Raw genomic sequence first — 22,664 nt, forward strand, 5'->3', positions numbered from 1 at the left:
CATATTGTTGTAAGCGTGTAAACTTTACGAGCATAATGAAAAGTGTTATCTTGATCACGTTTTACAGTCGGTATTGAATAAATGATATTCAATATTAACCGTCATCAGTGATGACAAAGATGAGCTAGGCTTTCTATTTGCAAACCTATATTGAAACTTTAATTGCTAGACAACAACGCCTTACTGAACAACGTATAGAGCGTGCACTGGCATTAATGAAACCACTCGGGCAAGAGATTTTCCATCAATTGCCATTATTGTTGCATTTCAATCACTCGGAGCTTCCGGGTTTTATTGAAGGTGCACCTAGTGGTATTAAACAGTTTCATGCAAATAAGAAGCAGCGTGAGTGGATGGCTCAACTGACGCTTCGTTATCCTTTATCTACCTCTAATCAGGGTAATATCCTTGGTTTGTATTCTATGGGTAGTACCTCTTCTATTGGCCAAACCATTGGCAGTGACCTTGATATATGGGTCTGTATTCCAGAAGATCTTCCCGCAGAGAAAAAAGTATTATTGCAGCAAAAATGTGATGCGCTAACAGAGTGGGCAGAGCAGTTTTACATTGAAGCAAACTTTTTCTTAATGGAACAAAGCCGCTTTCGTGAAGCTTATTCAGAAGAGATGACGGGCGATAACTGTGGTTCTTCTCAGCACTTATTATTGCTAGATGAATTCTATCGAACGGCAGTATGTCTCGGTGGACAGCAACTATTATGGCAAATTATTCCACCAGAAATGGAAGAAAGCTATGATGAATATGTTGAGCAATTATGTTCCCAAGGTATCATCAAAAGAGATCAGTGGATTGATTTTGGCCGCTTAAACCATATTCCTGCAGAAGAGTATTTTGGCTCTAGCTTATGGCAACTCTATAAAAGTATCGATTCACCGTTTAAGTCGGTGTTAAAAGCGATCTTATTAGAAGCCTATTCTTGGGAATACCCACACACTCAATTATTAAGCATTGATAGTAAACGTCGATTCTTTGCCGATGAGCCTGATCTCTACGGTATGGATGCGTATTATCTGATGCTAGAAAAAGTGACGCGTTATCTTGAGCGAACCAATGATCCGGCTCGTTTAGAATTAGTACGCCGTAGTTTCTACCTTAAAACCCATGAGAAACTGTCTCGTCGTCAAGGGCAAGGCTCTGTTGAATGGCGTCGTAAAGCGCTAACAGAATTGACGACTCAGTGGGGATGGTCTCAAGCAACGATTGTTGAGCTTGATTCTCGTCGTACATGGAAGGTAGAACAAGTTAAAAAATCGCATAACGACTTACTCGAAGCGTTAATGCAAAGTTATCGTAACTTGATCCGTTTTGCGCGTAATAATGATATAACGTCGTCGATTAGCCCTGAAGATATTAGTATTCTTGCTCGTAAGCTGTATGCGGCATTTGAAGAGTTGCCAGGCAAGGTGACCTTGCTGAACCCACAAATTACCCCAGACTTGCATGAAGCAGATTTGAGCTTCGTTGAAGTGCAAGATGGCGGTATTAATAAAGCGGGTTGGTATGTTTATAAAAAACCATTAATAGCAAAAGAATTAATGGGAGCGAAGCACCTAGAACATAACCGATATTTGAGTAAGTTAGTGGCATGGGCATTTTTTAATGGCTTACTAACCGAATCAACGCGTTTAGATGCGGTTGTTCGTCAGGCTGATTTGAACATTGATAAGTTCTATCAAATGGTGAGTGATCTAAGAAATACCTTTTCTGTTCATATGCCACAGCCAACCAAAGAAGAGTTAGGTAGTCCATGTGAGGTCCGCCAGCTTTCTATTTTTATTAATTTAGAAAATGACCCAACAGAAACATTGAAGATGAAGCCTGAGCGTATGAATCAGACGGATGCGGATATTTTTAGTTGTGGTAGTGAGCAGAATAATCTGATCGGCAGTGTCGACTTGGTGTACCGTAATTCATGGCATGAAGTTAGAACGCTTAACTTTAGTGGTGAGACCGCCATTCTAGATGCGCTTAAAACCGTACTGTGTAAAATGCACCAAGACGCAACACGCCCCGAATCGGTTGATGTTTTCTGCTATAGCAAACAGATGCGCGGTATTATTCGTAATAATATTTATCAATTGCTGGCTGAGTGTATCGAACTGCGTCTAAAACCGGTTGAAAATAACGAAAAACGTCGTCGTTTTAAAGGCATAAAGATTGGCTCGACCATGTATGGCTTATTCTTTGAGCGTCGTGGTGTATCTATTCAGAAATTAGAAGATTCGGTACAATTCTACTCGAGTATTTCAACCAATAAAGCGATTGGTTCAACGACTATTCCTCTTGGCGATAGCAGTGGTATTGTTATTCCAGAAGCAGTGGATTCGTTTGCAAGTGAAGGCTTAATTCAGTTCTTCTTTGATGATAGTGAAGATGAAGGCTTTAATATCTACGTCTTAGATGAAGAGAATAAGGTTGAGATTTACCATCAATGTTATGGCAGTAAAGATGACATGGTAAACAGCATTAACCATTATTACACCTCAAGCCGTAATAATGTCGATTTAGCGAATCCAGATAAAGTGAACTTCAATTTACCTCAGTTTTATGAAGTGGTCTCTAATGGTGAGCAAGAGACCTCTATTTTACCTTACCGTAGTGGACAGCAGCAATGTAAGGCAAAACAGGCCTAAGCTTTCTTATAAACTAAAGCGAAGGTACATAAGCTAAGCTGAAGTCAGTCTTAGCTTTGCTCAATTAAAAGTAAATCCCCCCTCGGCGTTTGGGTCTCACTTCATTTCAGTATATACTTCACTCACATGTATAAATAACCAGTGTGATGTGATGGACGTTTCTTTTCTTCTTGATGGTCTTAATGACAAACAACGCGAAGCCGTAGCCGCTCCGTTAGAAAACATGCTTGTGCTTGCGGGTGCCGGTAGTGGTAAAACTCGAGTACTTGTGCATCGTATCGCATGGTTAATGCAAATCGAACAAGCGTCTCCTTTCTCAATCATGTCAGTAACCTTTACCAATAAAGCTGCCGCTGAAATGCGTGGTCGTATTGAAGAGTTAATGCATGGCAGTGCTGGCGGTATGTGGAATGGTACTTTCCACGGTATTTGTCACCGTATTCTTCGTGCTCATTATCTTGATGCAAAACTGCCAGAAGGCTTTCAAATTATCGATTCGGACGATCAACAACGTTTATTAAAACGCTTGATCAAAGCCCAGAATCTAGATGATAAGAACTGGCCAGCTCGCCAAGCGGCATGGTTTATTAATGGTAAAAAAGATGAAGGTTTGCGTCCGCATCAAATTAACACCTTTAATGATCCTATCGCTCAGACTTGGCTAAAAGTGTATACCGCTTATCAAGAAGCCTGTGATCGTGCTGGTTTAGTCGACTTTGCTGAAATTCTTCTTCGTGCTCATGAACTATTGCGTGATCACAAGCATATTCGTGAGCATTACCAAGCGCGCTTTAAGCATATTTTGGTCGACGAATTCCAAGATACCAACAATATTCAATATGCGTGGTTACGCATGATGGCTGGCTCAGATTGTAATGTGATGATCGTAGGTGATGACGACCAATCGATTTATGGTTGGCGTGGTGCGCAGATTGAAAACATTCAAAAATTCTTAGATGAATTTGTTGGTGCAAAAACCATTCGTCTAGAGCAAAACTACCGTTCAACCGCCAATATCCTAAATGCTGCCAATGAATTGATCAGTAACAACACTGAACGCATGGGCAAGAAGTTATGGACTGAAGGTGTTGAAGGCGAGTTAATTTCTATCTATTCGGCGTATAACGAGTTAGATGAAGCGCGTTTTGCTGTAGGTAAAATTAAAGAGTGGCGTGATAACGGTGGAGCACTGCAAGATTCAGCATTCTTATACCGTAATAACGCCCAGTCTCGTGTTCTTGAAGAAGCGTTAATTCAAGCAGGCTTACCGTACCGAATTTACGGTGGTATGCGATTCTTCGAACGACAAGAGATCAAAGATGCTTTGTCTTATTTGCGTTTAATGAATAACCGTAATGACGATGCTGCGTTTGAGCGTGTCGTAAATACGCCAACGCGTGGTTTAGGTGATAAGACATTAGAGACGGTTCGTTTTGCTGCTCGTGAGCGTGGTGCAACCATGTGGCAGGCGAGTATCGCTTTAATTGAAGAGCAAGTATTACCGGGTCGTGCTGCTGGGGCATTAAGCCGTTTTATCGAACTAATTAATGCACTAGAAGACGACACTCGTGACTGTCGTCTGCATGAACAAACTGACCAAGTGATTAAAAGCTCGGGTCTGTTTGCTATGTATGAGCAAGAGAAAGGCGAAAAATCAAAAGCGCGTATTGAGAACTTGGAAGAGTTGGTAACCGCAACTCGTCAGTTTGATAAGCCAGAAGAAGCAGAAGAGATGACTGATCTTACTGCTTTCTTAACTCATGCAGCATTAGAAGCGGGTGAAGGTCAGGCGGATGAGTTTGAAGATGCCGTTCAACTGATGACACTGCACAGTGCCAAAGGGCTAGAGTTCCCACTTGTGTTTATGGTAGGTGTTGAGGAAGGCATGTTCCCAAGTCAAATGTCAGCAGAGGAAGCCGGACGTTTAGAAGAAGAGCGTCGCCTTTGTTATGTTGGTATGACTCGTGCGATGGAAAAACTGTACATCACTTATGCAGAGATGCGTCGTTTGTATGGCCAAGATAAATACCATAAGCCATCACGCTTTATTAAAGAGATCCCAACGGAATGCGTAGAAGAAGTTCGCATGAAAGCGAAAGTCAGCCGCACCGGGTCATACGGTAGCTATGGCTCGCAAGGCGTGTCTTCAGACAGCCGTTTTGGTCAAAAAGCGGTGAATAATAATTTTAATGAAACGGGTTATGCGTTAGGTCAGCGAGTGAAGCATCCTAAGTTTGGCGAAGGAACCATTATCAACTTTGAAGGAGCGGGTCCACAGGGTCGTGTTCAAGTTGCTTTTAATGGCGAAGGGATTAAGTGGTTAGTCACTCAATACGCTAAATTAGAATCGCTGTAAATTTAGGTGATTTAAAAATAAAAAAAGAGAGCGAATTCGCTCTCTTTTTTATTAACGGAATATCAAAACTAATGCCTGATCTTCTTCTTTTTCTTTCTGAACAAGATAGCATCGGTAGTAAATACAATCAGAGCACCCCAAATAAAGACAAAGGTAATTGCCTTATCTGCACTGAACTCCTCTCCGTAAAGCCCTACCGCAAGAACAAACATTAAACTTGGTCCTATGTATTGGAAAAAACCTAACGTCGACAGTTTTAATCGTGTAGCAGCACCAGTAAAACAAAGCAGAGGTACCGTGGTAATAATGCCCGCAGCAATAAGTAATAAATTTAGAGTCATTGGGTTTGCTGCAAAGTCTGAAGTTGGGGAGTCTGCAATAAATAATAAATAAACAGCAGCAATAGGTAGCATAACGAGAGTTTCAATAAATAAGCCTGATTGTGCATCCATCGCGACTTTTTTACGTAATAAGCCATAAAAACCAAAACTACAGGCTAATGCTAATGCAACGATAGGGATAGAGCCAAAAGTGACTAGCTGAATAATCACACCAATGACGGCAAAAGTAACTGCAAGCCACTGTAGTTTGCGCAACCTCTCACCCAAGAAAACCATTCCTAGCATGACGTTAAAAATAGGGTTGATAAAATACCCAAGGCTGGCATTCAACATATGATTGGTGGTAACAGCCCAAATAAAGATGAGCCAGTTAGTCCCTATTAATAATCCTGTAGTTGCCAGATAAGCCATTTTTTTCTTATCTTTTAACGTGTTAGAAACGGTTTTCCAACCTTTAGATAGACACAGTAATCCTGCTAGAAAAAAGAAAGACCAAATCACACGGTGGCTTAAAATCTCAAAAGGTGAAACTTCACTGATGGTTTTAAAATAAATAGGTGCAATGCCCCATATGGTGTAAGCACCAAGAGCAAAAAAAACACCCTGGCGAGTGCGCTGTTGTTCGAGTTCTGTGGCTGGCATAAGCAAACTCTTAATGAAGTATTGTAATAGATAAGGTGTTTTTATGATCACACCTTGTAGGCGTTATTATGCGACGAAGTATAGAGTGGAGTGTCGAATGTGCCTAGTATTTTCCTATTGCTCTTTTCCTCACCAATAACCATAGGTAGAATGAGCCTCCCATAGTATTGATGAGTTTTTTATGTCCAGCATTATCGCAGAGCAGTTAATGGAACAGGTATCGCCAAGTTATACCGTTTTAAAAGACGTGTTTGGCTACCAAGAATTCCGTGTTGGACAAGAAGAAGTCATTAATGCCGTTCTTGATGGTAAAGACAGCCTCGTTATTATGCCAACAGGTGGTGGTAAATCGCTGTGTTATCAAATTCCCGCGTTGGTCTTTGAAGGACTAACCTTGGTTATATCTCCTTTAATCTCATTGATGAAAGACCAAGTTGATCAGCTTAAAGCCAATGGGGTAAGAGCGGAGTGTTTAAACTCAACCATTGATCGTGAAGAACAAATAGTGATTTGGAATCGTGTGAATTCAGGTCAGGTGAAAATGTTGTATGTTTCTCCTGAGCGCGTGATGATGCGTGATTTTATGGAGCGTTTAGAGTCCCTAAATCTGTGCATGATCGCTGTTGATGAAGCGCACTGTATTTCACAGTGGGGACACGATTTCCGTCCAGAATACGCCTCTCTTGGCCAAATTAAACAACGCTTTCCTGCTGTTCCTATTATGGCCTTAACCGCGACAGCTGATGATGCTACTCGTAAAGACATTTTAAATCGTCTCTCTTTACCGAATCCTCATGAATATTTGGGCAGTTTTGATCGCCCAAATATCCGATATACCGTATTAGAAAAACACAAACCCGTAAGCCAAATTGTTCGTTATCTTGCCACACAGAAAAACCAGTGTGGTGTGATCTATTGTGGCAGTCGTAAAAAAGTAGAAATGCTGACGGAAAAGCTCTGCAACAATCATATTCGAGCTGCGGCTTATCATGCTGGTTTGGATTTGGATGAACGCAACTACGTACAAGAAGCATTTCAGCGAGACGATATTCAGATAGTAGTCGCCACGGTTGCTTTTGGTATGGGGATAAATAAATCAAACGTCCGTTTTGTCGCACACTTTGATATCCCTAAGAACATTGAATCTTACTACCAAGAGACAGGACGAGCAGGGCGTGATGGTCTGCCCGCTGAAGCGGTAATGTTGTATGATCCTGCCGATATCGTATGGCTAAGAAAACTGGTAGAAGAGAAGCCTGAAGGCCCTCAAAAATTGGTAGAAAGCCATAAACTGAATGCCATGACCGCTTTTGCTGAAGCCCAAACTTGCCGTCGCCAAGTACTATTAAACTATTTTGGTGAATACAGCGCAAAACCGTGTGGCAACTGTGATGTTTGTTTAGATCCTCCAAAGCAATTTGATGGCACAGAAGCAGCACAAAAAGCACTTTCTTGTGTATATCGAGTAAACCAAGGTTTTGGTGTTGGCTATGTGGTGGAAGTACTCCGAGGGCTAAAGATCGCCCGTATTCGTGAGCATGGCCATGATAAGTTATCGACTTATGGCATTGGTAAAGAACACAGCCATGAGTATTGGGTCAGTATCATTCGTCAGTTAATCCATAAAGGATTATTAGCGCAGAATATTACCCGAAACTCGACGCTTCAATTAACCGAAGAAGCGCGCCCTATTTTAAAAGGGCAAGAAGCACTCGAGTTAGCAGTACCACGATTAGACATTGCTGCGAAAACCGCAAAATCAGAGAAACTTAATAACCGTAATTACGATAAACAGCTGTTTGCTAAGTTACGTAAACTGCGTAAATCGATTGCCGATCGCGATGACTTACCGCCTTATGTTGTTTTCAGTGATGCGACCTTAATGGACATGGCTGATATCACGCCGACCTCGTATGGTGAAATGTTGGCGGTTAATGGCGTAGGTCAGAAGAAGTTAGAGAAATACGCCGATCCATTCTTGGATTTGATTGAAATGCACATAACCGGACAAGGATAAGTCATGAGTTTATTTTCAGTGGTTGAGTTTGATAAACACGCCGGGCGGATCATTTTTTCTATTCCAGAGTTTGATTTTGATTCGTTTGAAATGATAGGCAAGCAACTAGTGAGTGCCATGGATGCTACAATTACAGAGCAACAGATGGATGCAGACTTACATTCTTGGTTAATCGACTTTGAAGGCGCGCAATTTATGCTACGTGCTGAGCATTATTCGAATTCTGTTTGGCTAGAAGCCTTAGCTCGTACCGAGAATCAAGAAGAGTTAGCGTTTATCGCAGGTTTGTTTTAAGCGCCTCTTGTGATCAAAAGCGGTTAATGTATAATCACCGCCCTGAAAATTGGCTAGAGTCATTACGTAAATAAACGGTGATTTTAGCTTTGTGTTTAATTTGGGTTCCCTCGCCCCCAATGACAAAAAGGTACTTATATGAGTACATTTACGCCCGCGCAACAGCGCAACGCTTTATCCTTCCTTGTAGTGTTCCACCTTGTAATTATTGCATCTAGTAACTATTTGGTTCAGATCCCATTCACTTTGTTTGGGTTTCACACCACATGGGGTGCATTTACCTTTCCTTTCATATTCTTAGCGACAGACTTAACGGTTCGTATTTTTGGTGCCAAAATGGCAAGAAGCATTATCTTCTTTGTTATGTTGCCAGCATTAGCGGTATCGTATTTCTTATCTGTTGTCTTTTTTGAAGGCCAGTATCAAGGTTTTTCCCAACTTGGAGAGTTTAATTTATTCGTTGCGCGTATTGCGATCGCAAGCTTTATGGCTTATTTACTGGGACAGATATTAGATGTTCATGTATTTAACCGTCTTCGTCAGCTAAAACAGTGGTGGGTTGCGCCAACATGTTCAACATTGTTTGGTAATGCGATAGATACTTTAGCATTCTTTGCTATTGCTTTTTATCACAGCCCAGACGCCTTTATGGCAGAACACTGGACTGAAATTGCGTTGGTTGATTACGGTGTAAAATTAGTGATTAGTTTAGGTTTATTTGTTCCAATGTATGGTGTGCTACTGAATTACTTAATTCGTAAGTTAACTTCTGAAGGGCATCAATTAGCAACGCAGCCTTCGCAGGTTTCATAGTTGCTTGTGTTTTAAGAAGAAGAAGGTCAGCATTTTGCTGACCTTTTTTATATCTAATCTATTGAAAAGAATAGAATTAACAAATTTGTTGAGATCTTTTCTCATTTAACTATTGCAATTTAAATGAGAATGGTTATTATTAACTTGTCTTCAGGGAGCTACGCACTATGGTTTACCCCGTATTGCTCCAAGAAGGCACGACATTGCTCACATTGCTTCCAGTGTAAATCAGCTCCATGAGTAGTGGTGACGTTTCTAAGTTAACGGTTATCATTATTCTCTTTTGCTGAGCGGCGCTTCTTTTCGAAGACGCCGCTTTTTTTTGTTTATTTTTTGACATGTTATTCAGATTTTTAATCAATTTTCAGGGTTATAAATTGAGTGTTTTTTCGCAAAAAAAGAGCGGATTTAATATTATTGTCCACAAAGCATGATCAAGTAAGGATCTCTTTTTGGATCGCCGTATGCGATCTAAGCTTTTGATTTTTTAGTTTTAAATTTGATTATTTTGAGTTGATAAAATAGTTATTAATTAAGCAAAAAATAATTACAAACAGACTTATCCACAGAAAGAGTGCTTGTGTGAATTGCGGTTTTTTCTCAAAAGATGGAGAAAAGCACGATCTATTTGTAGAAGATAACGAAGCAATTATCGTGGAAACTAGCATCTTGAAGTTACTTGGGTATAAAATGAAACTTACAGTTCATCAAATCTCTGGATAATACCGACCATGGCAAACATTCCTGATAACCCATTTATTTTAGTGGATGGATCTTCATACCTTTTCCGCGCTTATCATGCGGCACCTAACTTTACTAATGGCGATGGCCAACCAACAGGGGCGGTGTATGGTGTTATCAATATGCTGCGTAGTCTGTTAAAGCAATTTGAAACCGATCGTATTGCGGTTATTTTCGATGCAAAAGGAAAAACCTTTCGTAACGATATGTACCCAGAGTACAAAGCAAACCGTCCGCCAATGCCGGATGATCTGCGTTGCCAAATTGAACCACTGCATAAACTGATTAAAGCAATGGGCTTACCTCTAATTTCAATTCCGGGCGTAGAAGCGGATGATGTTATTGGTACATTGGCATCTCAAGCGTCAAAAGCGGGTATCCCGGTACTGATCAGTACGGGTGATAAAGACATGGCACAGTTAGTTGATGAAAACGTCACGCTAATTAATACCATGACGAATGTTGTTATGGGGCCTGAAGGCGTTGTTGAAAAGTTTGGCATTGGCCCTGAGCTTATTATTGATTATCTAGCACTGATGGGCGATAAGGTCGATAATATTCCGGGTGTTCCTGGCGTGGGTGAGAAAACTGCGACAGCACTATTACAAGGCATTGGTGGCTTAGATGCGCTTTACGCTAATCTTGATGATATTGCTCCCCTTGGTTTCCGTGGTTCAAAAACCATGGCGAAGAAGCTGATTGATAATAAAGAGGGGGCTTACCTTTCTTATGAATTGGCAACCATTAAACTTGATGTTGAATTAGATCAACGTCCAGAAGAATTGGTGAAACAAGAACCAAATGTGGATGAACTGATCCAAATGTTTGGTCAAATGAATTTTAAACGTTGGTTAACAGAAGTGTTAGACGGCGGTGACGGTAAGATCGTTTCACATGAAACATCGGCAAATCGCGCTACCAAAAATACAGCAACAGAAAGTAGTGATTCTGAAGATGTGATTATTGCCGCTCAGGTTGATCGTTCAAAATACGAAACGATTTTAACCAAAGAAGCATTTAACGTGTGGCTAGAGAAGCTTAATAATGCTGACGTTGCTGCATTTGATACCGAAACTGATAGCCTAGATTACATGGTGGCTAATTTAATCGGTTTATCTTTTGCTGTTGAAGAAGGCGAAGCTGCCTATGTACCTGTTGCTCACGATTATCTTGATGCACCAGAGCAACTTGATCGTGATTGGGTTCTAGAGCAACTAAAGCCGTATTTAGAAGACGACAGCAAAGCAAAAGTAGGCCAAAACTTAAAATACGATGCAAGTGTATTAGCGCGTTACGATATCGAAATGAAAGGCATTAAATTCGATACAATGCTTGAGTCTTATGTGTATAACAGCGTTGCTGGTAAACACAATATGGACAGCCTAGCGCTACGTTACCTTCAACATAACACGATTTCATTTGAAGAAATTGCGGGTAAAGGTAAAAAACAATTAACCTTTAACCAAATCGCGTTAGATGAAGCGGCCCCTTATGCTGCTGAAGATGCAGATATCACATTACGCCTACACTATGTATTAAACGCTAAGCTAGAAGCTGATGAGAAACTAAAATCAGTATTTACTGATATTGAATTACCTCTTGTTTCAGTGCTTTCTCGTATGGAAAGAAAGGGCGTATATATTGATGATATGCTGCTGTCTGCACAGTCGCTTGAAATTGGTCAACGCCTTGATGAGCTAGAAAAAGCTGCGTATGAAGTGGCAGGTCAAGAGTTCAATATGAACTCACCAAAACAGCTTCAAGCGATTCTATTTGAAAAAATGGAACTGCCAGTCATTAAGAAAACCCCATCAGGTGCGGCATCAACTAACGAAGAAGTACTGCAAGAGCTAGCACTAGATTATGAATTGCCTAAGCTGATCTTAGAGTATCGTGGCTTAGCTAAATTGAAATCCACTTATACTGATAAGTTACCTAAGATGATTAACCCATCTACGGGGCGTGTACATACCTCTTATCATCAAGCAGTAACGGCGACAGGTCGTTTATCATCGACCGATCCAAACTTACAGAATATTCCAATTCGTAATGAAGAAGGTCGTCGTATTCGCCAAGCGTTTGTGGCGCCTCATGGTTGGAAAATCTTAGCTGTCGATTACTCTCAAATTGAGCTACGTATCATGGCGCACTTATCTCAAGATAAAGCGTTACTAGAAGCTTTCTCAGCAGGTAAAGATATTCACTCAGCAACAGCAGCAGAAGTGAAGGGCGTATCTATTGAAGAAGTGACCTCTGAAGATCGTCGTCGTGCAAAAGCGATCAATTTCGGGTTAATTTATGGCATGAGTGCCTTTGGTCTTGCGAAGCAAATTGGTATTTCTCGTGGTGAAGCGCAAGATTACATGAATGTGTATTTTGAGCGTTATCCTGGCGTTATGCAGTACATGGAAGAGACTCGTTTACTAGCAACAGAACAAGGCTATGTTGAGACGCTATATGGACGTCGTCTGCATTTACCTGAAATTAATGCTCGAAATGGCATGCGTCGTAAAGCGGCAGAACGTGCGGCTATTAACGCCCCAATGCAAGGCACAGCGGCTGATATTATCAAAAAAGCTATGATCCTAGTGGATAACTGGATTGAAGCGGAAGGTAATGGTCGAGTTAACTTGTTAATGCAAGTACACGATGAATTGGTATTTGAAGTGCAAGAAGATGCACTCGATGAAATCACCAATAAGGTGAAGGCATTGATGGAATCGGCCGTTGAACTCGATGTTCCATTAGTCGCAGAAGCTGATGCGGGCAACAATTGGGATGAAGCACACTAATTGTGATGTACTATGCATCATTTGATGTAACTGATTAAGTTGTAATTTAGTTACATTGAAAATAAAAACTATGAGCCAGCGCACGCGTTGGCTTTTTTTTATCTAAAATAAAGTGAAGTTTGTCAGGTATTTGTTGTGTTTTTTGATACGAAACTGAAAAAAAATTACAAATAAAGGTTTTCAAAACTGCTCGTTTGTTGTACATTTATCTGCGTAGGGTACAGAGGTAAAGATGTTCTATCTTTCAGACCTTTTGTTTCACGTTATTGAATTTGGCTAAATTCAGCCGCCTCAGTCAACCTTTTTGACTGGGGCGTTTTTTCTTTCTGAGCCTTATAAAACTCACTCCCCTCTCTTTTTCTATGTTTTCTCTATATCTTCTTATCTTTCATTCTATGTAATTTTACTACAAGTTATTTTATTGATAATTAATTTACATAATTATCTTAAGTGATTGTTTTTATATTATTTAATTGTGTTTCGAATGGTTTTTAAGGTGAGTTTTTTACTTTTAAGGGGATTCGTTATTTTAATTGGCAGTATTGGCTTTGTGGCGGTTTGTTTACAGCGAGGGTTTGTAGCATGATGCGCAGCAGAAAAATAATAACACCTCTTTATCTCTCCCATTTCCCCACCTGTTACGGTGGGGTTATTTTTTGTCACAGGCTGAAGCTGAACCAATCTATACGGATAGTGTTTATATAGATTGGTATTAGATGTGATTACTCTGCATCTAATTCTTCAATGAATTCGTCATCGATTTCAAAAGCCGGTGCAAACCATGTGTCTAATTTAGCGCGGAGAATATCCACACCAATGCCTTTTAATGAAGAGAAGGCATCAACCACTACTTCCCCACCAAAATCGACAGCAGCTTCACGTACTTTTAGCACTTGAGCTTTACGCGCGCCACTTTTCAGCTTGTCAGCTTTGGTTAACAAGATTTGTACTGGAATATTTTGGTCAACAGCCCAAAACACAAGTTGCTGGTCAATGTCTTTTAGTGGGTGACGAATATCCATTAATACCACTAAGCCTTTTAAGCACTGACGCTTCTGTAGGTATTCACCTAAAGATTTCTGCCACTTCTTTTTCATCTCAATCGGTACTTGAGCAAAGCCGTATCCTGGTAAATCCACGATATGGCAGTTTTCATCCACTTTGAATAAGTTAATTAGTTGCGTACGACCAGGAGTCTTAGAAGTTTTCGCTAAGCCTCTTTGGTTTGTTAAGCGGTTTAATGCGCTTGATTTACCCGCATTCGAACGGCCAGCGAAGGCAACTTCAATACCTTCATCCTCAGGTAGATGGCGAATATCTGGTGCACTCGTAATAAAGTGCGTATTTTGGTAGTGAATAGTTTTGCTCACTGTTAACTCCGTCTCGAAGGAAACCAAGCTGTAGATAATGATCCAAGTAGGATTATTGTAGTCAGCTGATTACTTTTTTGTGAAAATGTGTAAAATAACCGCATCAAGGTTGTCACAATATTTTTTATAGTGTCAAACTTGGCATAAACGGTAAAGGTCGCTCATTGTACCATGCTGTAGCCAATTTAGAGCGGTACTGGAAGCTTAATATCCAACACAATGTAAATAAATCCTATTAAAAAGGATAACTCATTGTGGGGGAACGATAATAATAAATGGAATGTCATGAAAAAATTAGCGCTGATATTAACTCTCCTAGCTAGTTGCTCAACATGGGCTCAAGGAGATATCGAGGCTGGAAAGCAAAAATCGGTAACGTGCACAGCTTGTCATGGACAAGATGGTAACAGTGCGTTAACACAATACCCAAACCTAGCTGGTCAACATGCAGGTTATCTTGAGAAGCAGCTTCATGACCTAAAATTAGGTATGGAAACGCAAGGTAAACAAGGTCGTATGGACCCTGTAATGAGTGCAATGGCAATGCCACTAAGTGAGCAAGATATTAAAGATATTTCTGCTTACTATGCGTCATTACCTATGGCTGATAATACGACGCCAGAAAATGTAATCCCTGAAGGTAAAGCATTATACCTAGCCGGTGATATGGAACGCGGTATTACGGCTTGTATCGCTTGTCATGGTCCTCGTGGTAATGGTACTTCATTATCTGGTTTTCCTAAGATTTCAGGTCAACATGCAGATTACGTGAAAGCGCAGTTAGAGAAATTTCGTTCAAGTGATCGTAATAACGACATGAACGGCATGATGCGTGATATTGCGAAAAAACTGACAGATGAAGACATTGCTACCTTGTCTCAATATGTTGGCGGATTACATTAATTCGTAATGTAATTGCTGTTGCTTAACGACACAATTTGAAGAAGCAGCTCTCGTAGCTGCTTTTTTTTATCAAAAAGACGTTAAAACGATTATCTTTGCACCAGTATCAGGTATACTTCCCGCCCTAGAATTTTCAGGTAGTGGAGTGAGCGTATATGCAATCTTGCCCTTTGTGTCAGCATTCACACGCTGATGACTTCCATCAAGATAAGCGTCGACGTTATTACCGTTGTCAGCAATGTCACCTTGTTTATGTGGATAAGGCGGATCATTTAGACTCTGATACAGAGAAAGCTCACTATGATCTCCATGAAAATAATCTTGAGGATGAAGGGTATCGAACCTTCCTATCACGATTTGCAGAGCCGTTGTTGCAGCGTGTTGGTGAGACACCTCAACAAGGACTAGACTTTGGATGTGGCCCTGGACCATTGCTTGCTCATATGATGAGAGAAGCGGGTCACCATGTCGAACTCTATGATATTTATTACGCCCCAGATAAGCGCGTGCTTACTAAGCAGTATGACTTCGTCAGTTGTACAGAAGCGATAGAGCATTTTTATCAACCTCAAAACGAATTGGAATTGTTATTGAGTTTGGTGAAACCTGGTGGTTGGTTAGGTATCATGACGAAACTAGCCAGGGACGAAAGCGCGTTTGCCACTTGGCATTACAAGAATGATTTAACCCATGTCAGCTTTTTCAGTAAAGAAACGTTTGAGTTTGTAGCAAAGCGCTACCAACTTGAGCTCGAATTTGTTGGGAATGATGTCATCTTACTGAGGAAAACCCAGTAATGAGCCGTATTAAAAAAGCCCGTAAGCCGGGAATGGCGAGTGAGCCAGTTGTTGTTACACGTAACCGTACTGATCGTGATGTTGATAGTCGTGAAATTAAGCGTAAGAGAAAGCGTAAAGGCCTAAAAGCGGGCGCTCGTAATGCTGAAAGTAACGCAGAGCAAAACCGTCGTTTCGCACAGAAAAAAGATCCACGTATCGGCAGTAAAAAACCAATTCAACTTGTTGTTGAAGCGAAAGTTAAGTCAACGAAACAAGAGCGTCGTTTAACCAACGAACAAGAATTAGCAATGCTAGAAAATGATGCACAGCTAATGGTTCTTCTAGATCGTCTCGACAATGGTGAAAAACTAGGTACCGGTCTTCAGAAATACGTTGATGAGAAATTAGCACGTATCGAACACTTAATGGGTCGTTTAGGCTTATTAGATGATGAAGAAACAGAATCAGAAGAAGAAATTGCTGAATTCCCAGAGTTCGCAGAGCGCAAAGCGAAAAGCGATGATGATCTGTTAGCTGAATTCGATGACTTCAACATGGATGACTTTAAGTAATTATGTCTACAGTAACCCTGTTGGCACTGCTTGGCGGTGCAATTATTCTTGCGCTAGCTGGTTATGCTGGCAGCTTACTGATGAAGTTAAAAAAGCAGAAGGAACTGCAAGAACAACACAGAAAATTGGCGATACAGAAACGTAACGCCAATATTTTTGAGAATGTGGTATTACTGTGCCAAGCAGGAATGCAAGAGCAGTGTGATCACTCAGAATTAGCGATTCGCTTATACTGCATCATGGATTATCTGCAAGAAGATGATCGTATTGATGTAGAGAAAGACTATCCAACGCTTTCTGAGCTTTATCATGTGGTTAAAGATATGCCACGTGGTGATGCAAGGCAAGAGCTCGCAAAGCAAGATCGAATGAAAGACAATTTGATTCGAACTAAAGCGGAAGCTCGTCTGCAAGATGCAATTAAAGAAGAGATCCAACAATTGCATGATCGCATCAAACCACAGAATCAAAAAATTGATATTAAAATGATCTGATCGACACTTCTATTTACCACTGCATTGAAGTCATCGGCTTTATGAAGCAAATGTTTTATGATGCAGCTACAGTGTCAATGCAGATATAAAAGAGATGGAAGTAAGTCATGTCAAATCAACAAATAGTATGGGACCAAGAGATCATTGAGAAGTACAACTACTCAGGTCCGCGTTATACCTCTTACCCAACCGCTTTAGAGTTCCACGAAGCTTATACTCCTGCTGAATTTGATATGGCGTGTACTCAGTATCCTGAGCGCCCACTGTCTCTTTATATTCATATCCCATTCTGTCACAAGCTATGCTACTTCTGTGGTTGTAATAAGGTGATCACTCGTCATCATCATAAAGCGGATATCTATTTAGATTCACTAGAGCTTGAGATCCGCCAACGTGCAGCACTATTTACTGAACGTAAAGTAACGCAATTGCATTTTGGTGGTGGTACTCCAACCTTTCTAACTAAAATTCAATTTACTCGTTTAATGACGTTATTACGTGGTGAATTCAACTTTGAAGAAGGCGCAGAGATCAGCATTGAAGTTGACCCGCGTGAAATTGAATTGGATATGCTTGATCACCTACGTGATGAAGGCTTCAACCGTCTAAGCATTGGTGTACAAGATTTCAATAAAGAAGTTCAGCAACTGGTTAATCGCGATCAAGATGAAGATTTTATTATTTCTATGGTACAACGAGCAAAAGACTTAGGCTTCCGCTCAACAAACCTAGATTTAATTTACGGTTTACCAAAGCAATCAGCAGAATCTTTAGCGTTAACCATTAAGCGTGTGCTTGAGATGGAACCAGGTCGTTTGTCTGTATTTAATTACGCTCACATGCCAACTCTATTCGCTGCTCAGCGTAAAATCAAAGATGCTGACTTACCAGCACCCGCTGAAAAATTAGTAATGCTACAAGAGACCATTGAGAACTTAACGGGTGCAGGTTACCAGTTTATTGGTATGGATCACTTTGCATTGCCTGATGATGAGCTAGCCGTTGCACAGCGTGAAGGCATTCTTCACCGTAATTTCCAAGGTTATACCACTCAAGGTGAGTGTGACTTATTGGGTATGGGCGTATCAGCAATCTCAATGATTGGCGACAGCTACGCACAGAACAAAAAAGACTTAAAAGAATACTACGCTCAGGTTGATGAAAAACGTCATGCTCTGTGGCGTGGTGTTGCGCTAGACCAGGATGATTTAATTCGTCGTGAAGTGATTAAACAGCTTATCTGTAATTTCACATTAGACACTAAAGCGATTGAAGCTGAATTTAATTTAGACTTTGATAAGTACTTTGCCGAAGACATTAAACTTCTACAAACGTTTATTAACGATGAGTTAGTAACCATGCATGAAGGCCGTATTGATGTTGAACTGCGAGGTCGTTTACTGATCCGTAATATCTGTATGTGTTTTGATAAATACTTGCGAGACCGTGCGCGTCAGCAGCAGTTTTCTAGAGTTATCTAAAAAGCGCTGTGATCTTTTTGAAAATTTGAAACCGTAGGTGTTGATGCACCTGCGGTTTTTTTGAGAGCAAGATTTCAGGGCGCTTCGCTTGCAGGTTTCAGGCGTTGTTACTTTCTGTTTTTGCGCTGTGATTATAGCGTTCACCCCTGAACCCTTTAAGGGAGCTTGCGACCGATCTGAACCCTGCTCTTAAGGCTTCACATTCCTACTGATTGGGTTTTGCAGCGAAATCAACGTCTCCGTCGACTGCACTTCCTCAATCGCTTGTAGCTTATCAATCAATACAAACTGCAGTTCATGAATGTTTTTACACATCAACTTAACGAAAATATTGTAAGCTCCTGTGGTGTAATACGCCTCAACCACTTCCTCTAACGCATCTAACTTAGCAAGGGCAGAATGGTAATCACGAGCTGCGTATAAATTAATCCCGATAAAGCAGCAAACGTCGTAACCCAAGGTTTTAGGGTTAACGATAACCTCGGTACCTTCAATAATCTTGGCTGACTTCATTTTCTCAATGCGAACATGGATAGTCGCAGGGCTTACATTAAAGCGCTTTGCTAATTCAGCATAAGGGGTGCGAGCATCATTCATCAACGCTTGTAAAATATCGCGGTCGAGATCGTCGAGTTTATTGGATTGATTCATGCTGCGTCCTTAGCGTAGTGCGTATTTTATTATCCAATCTTTAAATTACCTCAAGAACCTCAGTACAGCGAGCACTTTATCTAGTCGTTTTTATCAATATCCATTACCATAGGCGCTTGCTGTTCCTAATTGATTAAGCTTGTTGGAGTACCCTGTGCAAATAGCGTTATTGTGTGAAGACCCAAACCGTCAACCTGAGTTAGAGGCCATTGCCACTCGCTGGGGATTAACGCATGACCAAGATAATGTTTTTGCTTTGGTGCTAACGACTGAAAAGCTAGAGCTTCGTAAGCGTGATGAACCCAAATTAGGGGCTATCTTTGTTGATTTGGTTTCAGGTGCTGTTGCTCACCGTCGTAAATTCGGTGGTGGTAAAGGGCAATCTATCGCCAAAGCGGTTGGGTTAAATAAAGGTGCTACGCCCGTTGTTCTTGATGGTACAGCAGGGCTAGGACGAGATGCGTTTGTACTGGCTTCATTAGGGTGTAAAGTGCAGATGGTCGAGCGTCACCCAGTAGTTGCCGCTTTACTTGATGATGGTTTAGCTCGCGCCAAACAAGATACAGAAATTGGTATGTGGGTCTCAGAGCGCATGTCTCTACTTCACGCCTCAAGTCATGATGCGTTAGCGCAATTGATGGCACAAGATGATTTTGAGCAGCCTGATGTGGTCTATCTTGACCCTATGTATCCACACCCAGAAAATAAAAAGAAAAGTGCGCTAGTTAAAAAAGAGATGCGTGTTTTTCAATCTTTAGTCGGTGCAGACAATGATGCCGATGCATTATTAGCACCGGCATTAATCATGGCAAAGAAACGAGTTGTGGTAAAACGTCCAGATTACGCAGAGTGGCTTGATAGCCAAAAACCATCAATGGCAATTGAGACTAAAAAGAATCGTTTTGATGTCTACGTCAATGCGGCCATGTAATTTAGCTCATAAATAGCTAAGCTTTATTCGTCCTTAAATGGCACGACAAGCACATCAATAGGGCAAGTATTAATCACTTGTCTGGTTGATGACAGCAACTTACTCCAGAAATCTTGATGATGACCACAAACTACTAGGTCGACATCAAGATTTTCAATTGCCTCACAAAGCTCATTACTTAAATCGCCGCTGCTAACTAACGTTTTATGGATTGGGTATTCAGCAAATGCCACCAAGTGTCGCATCGCTTCTTTAGAGGCTTCCATTGCCTGATGTTGTGTCTCTGCAAGGTTGATATCAATTAAACCAGTATAAAGCTCAGCATAGCTTACATCGATATGAATAAAAGAAACTTTAGCCTCTAGCGCTTTTGCTAATTTAGCGGCTTTAGTAACCAAAGATTTACTCTCTTCTGTTAAATCGACAGCAACAAGAATATGTTGGTAACTCATAATGTTTCTCCTATGAACCTAATAATTAATCCATTTCTAACTATAGATTAGCACTAGGCTTACACTTTTTTTGTTGCCTAGATCTCGTTCTTGTTGATGATTATTGAATAAGTTATTGGCTAGCGAGATATGATAGAATTGTTATCATTTTTGAATAATATTGCTCATAAAGGAACGTGAATATGTTAGCTAAAACGATGGTTGATCATCTAAATGCACAAATTAATCTAGAATTTTTCTCATCTAATCTATACTTACAGATGAGTGCTTGGTGTGAAGATAAAGGTTTTGATGGTGCAGCGGAGTTTTTCCGAGCCCATGCTGCCGAGGAAATGGAACATATGCAGCGTTTATTTACTTATGTTAGTGAGACAGGCGCAATGCCAATTTTAGGCGCGATTGAGGCACCACAATCAGAGTTTTCTGGTCTAGGTGATGTATTTCGTACTACGCTTGAACATGAGCAAATGATCACACAAGAGATCAATAAACTGGCGCATGTGGCATTCACATCACAAGATTACTCAACGTTTAATTTCCTTCAGTGGTATGTAGCTGAACAGCACGAAGAAGAGAAATTGTTTAAAGGTATTTTAGATAAAATTGATTTAGTAGGTGAAGACGGTAAGGCATTATTCTTTATCGATAAAGATTTAGCGGTATTAGCAAAATCTGGTTCTACATCTATTATGGATAGCACTGCTGGATAAATATCAGTCTTTGCAATGTAGTTGTCTACAGATAATGTAAGTACACCAAGGGTCGTTATTTATCAGGCATACAGACAAGCATGTCGAGGTGATTATGATAAGTGGCGACCTTATATTATTAGCGTTATTCTCAGTAACGGGCATCAATATTATCCGTTATTTAAGTACACTAAAAACCCTTCTTTTTGTGATGAAAGAAGCACACCCTTTACTTTATCAACAAGTAGATGGTCGTGGATTCTTCACTACCCACGGTAATATTGGTAAGCAAACCAAACTGTTTCAATATCTATGGCAAGAAGAGTATCTTGACCATTACGACACCCTTTTTGTTTTTAAATGTGAAAAAGCTCGTTATCTATTTATGCTCTCTAGTGCGTTATTGCTTGTGAGTGTGGCGGTGTTTTTCTTCGTAATTAGTTTGGGTATCTAGCGCTGATAATAGTACACTCCCTGCCAATTGAATTTGGGGTGAGAGTGACATGAAAAAAGTAGACGTAGTGGTTATCGGTGCAGGTGCTGCCGGATTGATGTGTGCAGCAGAAGTCGGTAAGCGAGGCCGTAGCGTATTAGTGGTTGATCATGCTAAAAAACCAGGAAGGAAAATTCTGATTTCTGGTGGTGGTCGCTGTAATTTCACTAACTATGATGTCACGGCTAATAACTATGTGTGCAAGAACCCTCACTTTGTTAAGTCCGCATTATCTCAATATACCAATTGGGATTTTATCTCAATGATATCTAAATATGGTATTGAGTTTGAAGAGCGCGATCATGGACAACTATTTTGTGTTGATTCAGCCAAAGAGATTGTCGATATGCTGCTTAAAGAATGTGAATTGGCCGGTGTTAATTACCGTTATCGTTGTGCTATCTCTGATATTGCTAAACAAGACTCTGGCTTCTCTCTTAAATTAGATTCCGACATTATTGAATGTGAATCCCTGGTTGTTGCAACGGGTGGCCTTTCGATGCCAAAACTTGGCGCTACGCCATTTGGTTACCAATTAGCAGAGCAATTTGGTCTTTCTATAGTACCAACCACTGCAGGTCTTGTACCATTCACGTTGCATAAAGAAGATAAAGAAGCGTTTTCTGAGTTATCAGGCATTGCGATACCCGTGGTCGTTGAGTCAGAAAGTGGCGATAACTTCAAAGAGAATTTATTGTTCACACATCGCGGTTTGTCGGGTCCATCTATTCTACAAATTTCATCATATTGGAACGCAGGTCAAAAAGTAATGATAGATCTATTACCTAATGGCGACTTGTCTGAAGAATTAGATAAGATGCGTGAAGCTCATCCAAATCAAAGCGTTAAGAACTCACTTGCGAAGTTTTTACCTAAGAGAGTGGTAGAGACCTTATTAAATAATACTATTTTTAATGATCGTTCTCTAAAACAAGTCAATCATAAAGAGCAAGAGCAGTTATGCTCTCTGATCCACCAATGGAAGGTATTACCTAACGGTACGGAAGGATACCGTACTGCTGAGGTCACATTAGGTGGTGTTAATACGGATGAGCTATCTTCTAAAACAATGGAGTCAAAAAAAGTCTCTGGTTTATATTTTGTTGGTGAAGTAATGGATGTCAGTGGTTGGCTAGGCGGCTATAACTTTCAATGGGCATGGTCAAGTGGCTATGTGGCAGGTAAAAATGCGTAATATC

At 40.6% G+C, this 22,664-nt stretch carries 20 protein-coding genes; 16 read left to right on the plus strand and 4 right to left on the minus strand.

The window, feature by feature from the left end:
* Positions 1-137: 137 nt before the first annotated feature.
* Together PVK71_RS06055 and uvrD are read left to right on the plus strand one after the other, a co-directional pair.
* Positions 138-2,654 carry a class I adenylate cyclase gene (locus tag PVK71_RS06055; RefSeq protein ID WP_274418997.1) on the plus strand — a complete coding sequence of 839 codons (2,517 nt, stop codon included), beginning with the start codon at positions 138-140 and terminating at the stop codon, positions 2,652-2,654.
* A 151-nt stretch (positions 2,655-2,805) separates the two neighbouring features.
* The gene (gene uvrD, locus PVK71_RS06060) at positions 2,806-5,010 is read left to right on the plus strand and encodes a DNA helicase II (protein WP_274418999.1); all 2,205 of its coding nucleotides are present in this window, start codon (positions 2,806-2,808) and stop codon (positions 5,008-5,010) included.
* Positions 5,011-5,078: 68 nt separating this feature from the next.
* On the opposite strand, the gene rarD is transcribed toward uvrD, so the two are convergent.
* Positions 5,079-5,993: an EamA family transporter RarD gene (rarD, locus tag PVK71_RS06065; RefSeq protein ID WP_274419001.1), complete on the minus strand. Its 915-nt coding sequence runs from the start codon at positions 5,991-5,993 to the stop codon at positions 5,079-5,081.
* A 181-nt stretch (positions 5,994-6,174) separates the two neighbouring features.
* Between rarD and recQ the strand changes: the two genes are divergently transcribed.
* The 5 genes from recQ (at position 6,175) to PVK71_RS20485 (ending at position 12,930) form a co-directional block, all read left to right on the plus strand.
* Positions 6,175-8,010, plus strand: coding sequence for an ATP-dependent DNA helicase RecQ (recQ, locus tag PVK71_RS06070; RefSeq protein ID WP_274419003.1), 1,836 nt, complete (start codon positions 6,175-6,177; stop codon positions 8,008-8,010).
* 3 nt (positions 8,011-8,013) lie between these two features.
* Positions 8,014-8,304: a DUF3630 family protein gene (locus tag PVK71_RS06075; protein ID WP_274419004.1), complete on the plus strand. Its 291-nt coding sequence runs from the start codon at positions 8,014-8,016 to the stop codon at positions 8,302-8,304.
* A gap of 138 nt (positions 8,305-8,442) precedes the next feature.
* Positions 8,443-9,117 carry a 7-cyano-7-deazaguanine/7-aminomethyl-7-deazaguanine transporter gene (locus PVK71_RS06080; RefSeq protein ID WP_274419006.1) on the plus strand — a complete coding sequence of 225 codons (675 nt, stop codon included), beginning with the start codon at positions 8,443-8,445 and terminating at the stop codon, positions 9,115-9,117.
* Between the two features lie 731 nt (positions 9,118-9,848).
* Positions 9,849-12,650: a DNA polymerase I gene (gene polA, locus PVK71_RS06085; RefSeq protein ID WP_274419008.1), complete on the plus strand. Its 2,802-nt coding sequence runs from the start codon at positions 9,849-9,851 to the stop codon at positions 12,648-12,650.
* 232 nt (positions 12,651-12,882) lie between these two features.
* Positions 12,883-12,930: a hypothetical protein gene (locus PVK71_RS20485; RefSeq protein WP_439903470.1), complete on the plus strand. Its 48-nt coding sequence runs from the start codon at positions 12,883-12,885 to the stop codon at positions 12,928-12,930.
* A 442-nt stretch (positions 12,931-13,372) separates the two neighbouring features.
* On the opposite strand, the gene yihA is transcribed toward PVK71_RS20485, so the two are convergent.
* Positions 13,373-14,020 (minus strand): ribosome biogenesis GTP-binding protein YihA/YsxC, encoded by a 648-nt coding sequence (gene yihA / locus PVK71_RS06090; protein ID WP_130045179.1) that lies wholly within the window; start codon positions 14,018-14,020, stop codon positions 13,373-13,375.
* A gap of 285 nt (positions 14,021-14,305) precedes the next feature.
* On the opposite strand from yihA, the gene PVK71_RS06095 reads away from it, so the two are divergent.
* From PVK71_RS06095 to hemN, 5 genes are all read left to right on the plus strand, one after another.
* The gene (locus tag PVK71_RS06095; RefSeq protein ID WP_130048012.1) at positions 14,306-14,923 is read left to right on the plus strand and encodes a c-type cytochrome; all 618 of its coding nucleotides are present in this window, start codon (positions 14,306-14,308) and stop codon (positions 14,921-14,923) included.
* 155 nt (positions 14,924-15,078) lie between these two features.
* Complete coding sequence (locus tag PVK71_RS06100; protein ID WP_274419011.1) at positions 15,079-15,720, plus strand: class I SAM-dependent methyltransferase; 642 nt, start codon at positions 15,079-15,081, stop codon at positions 15,718-15,720.
* Positions 15,720-16,274 carry a Der GTPase-activating protein YihI gene (gene yihI / locus PVK71_RS06105; RefSeq protein ID WP_130045176.1) on the plus strand — a complete coding sequence of 185 codons (555 nt, stop codon included), beginning with the start codon at positions 15,720-15,722 and terminating at the stop codon, positions 16,272-16,274. Before PVK71_RS06100 ends, yihI begins: the two co-directional genes overlap by 1 nt.
* Before the next feature lie 2 nt (positions 16,275-16,276).
* Positions 16,277-16,768 carry a DUF2489 domain-containing protein gene (locus tag PVK71_RS06110; RefSeq protein WP_274419013.1) on the plus strand — a complete coding sequence of 164 codons (492 nt, stop codon included), beginning with the start codon at positions 16,277-16,279 and terminating at the stop codon, positions 16,766-16,768.
* A 107-nt stretch (positions 16,769-16,875) separates the two neighbouring features.
* Positions 16,876-18,249: an oxygen-independent coproporphyrinogen III oxidase gene (hemN, locus tag PVK71_RS06115; protein WP_130045174.1), complete on the plus strand. Its 1,374-nt coding sequence runs from the start codon at positions 16,876-16,878 to the stop codon at positions 18,247-18,249.
* Between the two features lie 189 nt (positions 18,250-18,438).
* Here hemN and asnC read toward each other — a convergent pair whose 3' ends face one another.
* A complete protein-coding gene (gene asnC, locus PVK71_RS06120) occupies positions 18,439-18,900 on the minus strand; it encodes a transcriptional regulator AsnC (RefSeq protein ID WP_130045173.1) in 462 nt (153 codons plus the stop codon).
* 154 nt (positions 18,901-19,054) lie between these two features.
* On the opposite strand from asnC, the gene PVK71_RS06125 reads away from it, so the two are divergent.
* Positions 19,055-19,831, plus strand: coding sequence for a class I SAM-dependent methyltransferase (locus PVK71_RS06125; RefSeq protein WP_130045171.1), 777 nt, complete (start codon positions 19,055-19,057; stop codon positions 19,829-19,831).
* Between the two features lie 23 nt (positions 19,832-19,854).
* Here the strand turns inward: PVK71_RS06125 and PVK71_RS06130 are convergent, their stop codons facing one another.
* On the minus strand, positions 19,855-20,283 hold the full coding sequence (locus PVK71_RS06130) for a universal stress protein (RefSeq protein WP_130045169.1): 429 nt from the start codon (positions 20,281-20,283) through the stop codon (positions 19,855-19,857).
* A gap of 182 nt (positions 20,284-20,465) precedes the next feature.
* On the opposite strand from PVK71_RS06130, the gene ftnA reads away from it, so the two are divergent.
* From ftnA to PVK71_RS06145, 3 genes are all read left to right on the plus strand, one after another.
* The gene (gene ftnA / locus PVK71_RS06135; RefSeq protein WP_130045168.1) at positions 20,466-20,993 is read left to right on the plus strand and encodes a non-heme ferritin; all 528 of its coding nucleotides are present in this window, start codon (positions 20,466-20,468) and stop codon (positions 20,991-20,993) included.
* Positions 20,994-21,087: 94 nt separating this feature from the next.
* Positions 21,088-21,426, plus strand: a complete 339-nt coding sequence (gene uspB, locus PVK71_RS06140) for a universal stress protein UspB (RefSeq protein ID WP_130045166.1) — start codon at positions 21,088-21,090, stop codon at positions 21,424-21,426.
* Positions 21,427-21,475: 49 nt separating this feature from the next.
* The gene (locus tag PVK71_RS06145) at positions 21,476-22,660 is read left to right on the plus strand and encodes an NAD(P)/FAD-dependent oxidoreductase (RefSeq protein WP_274419017.1); all 1,185 of its coding nucleotides are present in this window, start codon (positions 21,476-21,478) and stop codon (positions 22,658-22,660) included.
* Positions 22,661-22,664: the final 4 nt, after the last annotated feature.

Source organism: Aliivibrio sp. S4MY1, from assembly GCF_028765545.1.
In the GTDB taxonomy this organism is placed as follows: Bacteria; Pseudomonadota; Gammaproteobacteria; order Enterobacterales; family Vibrionaceae; genus Aliivibrio.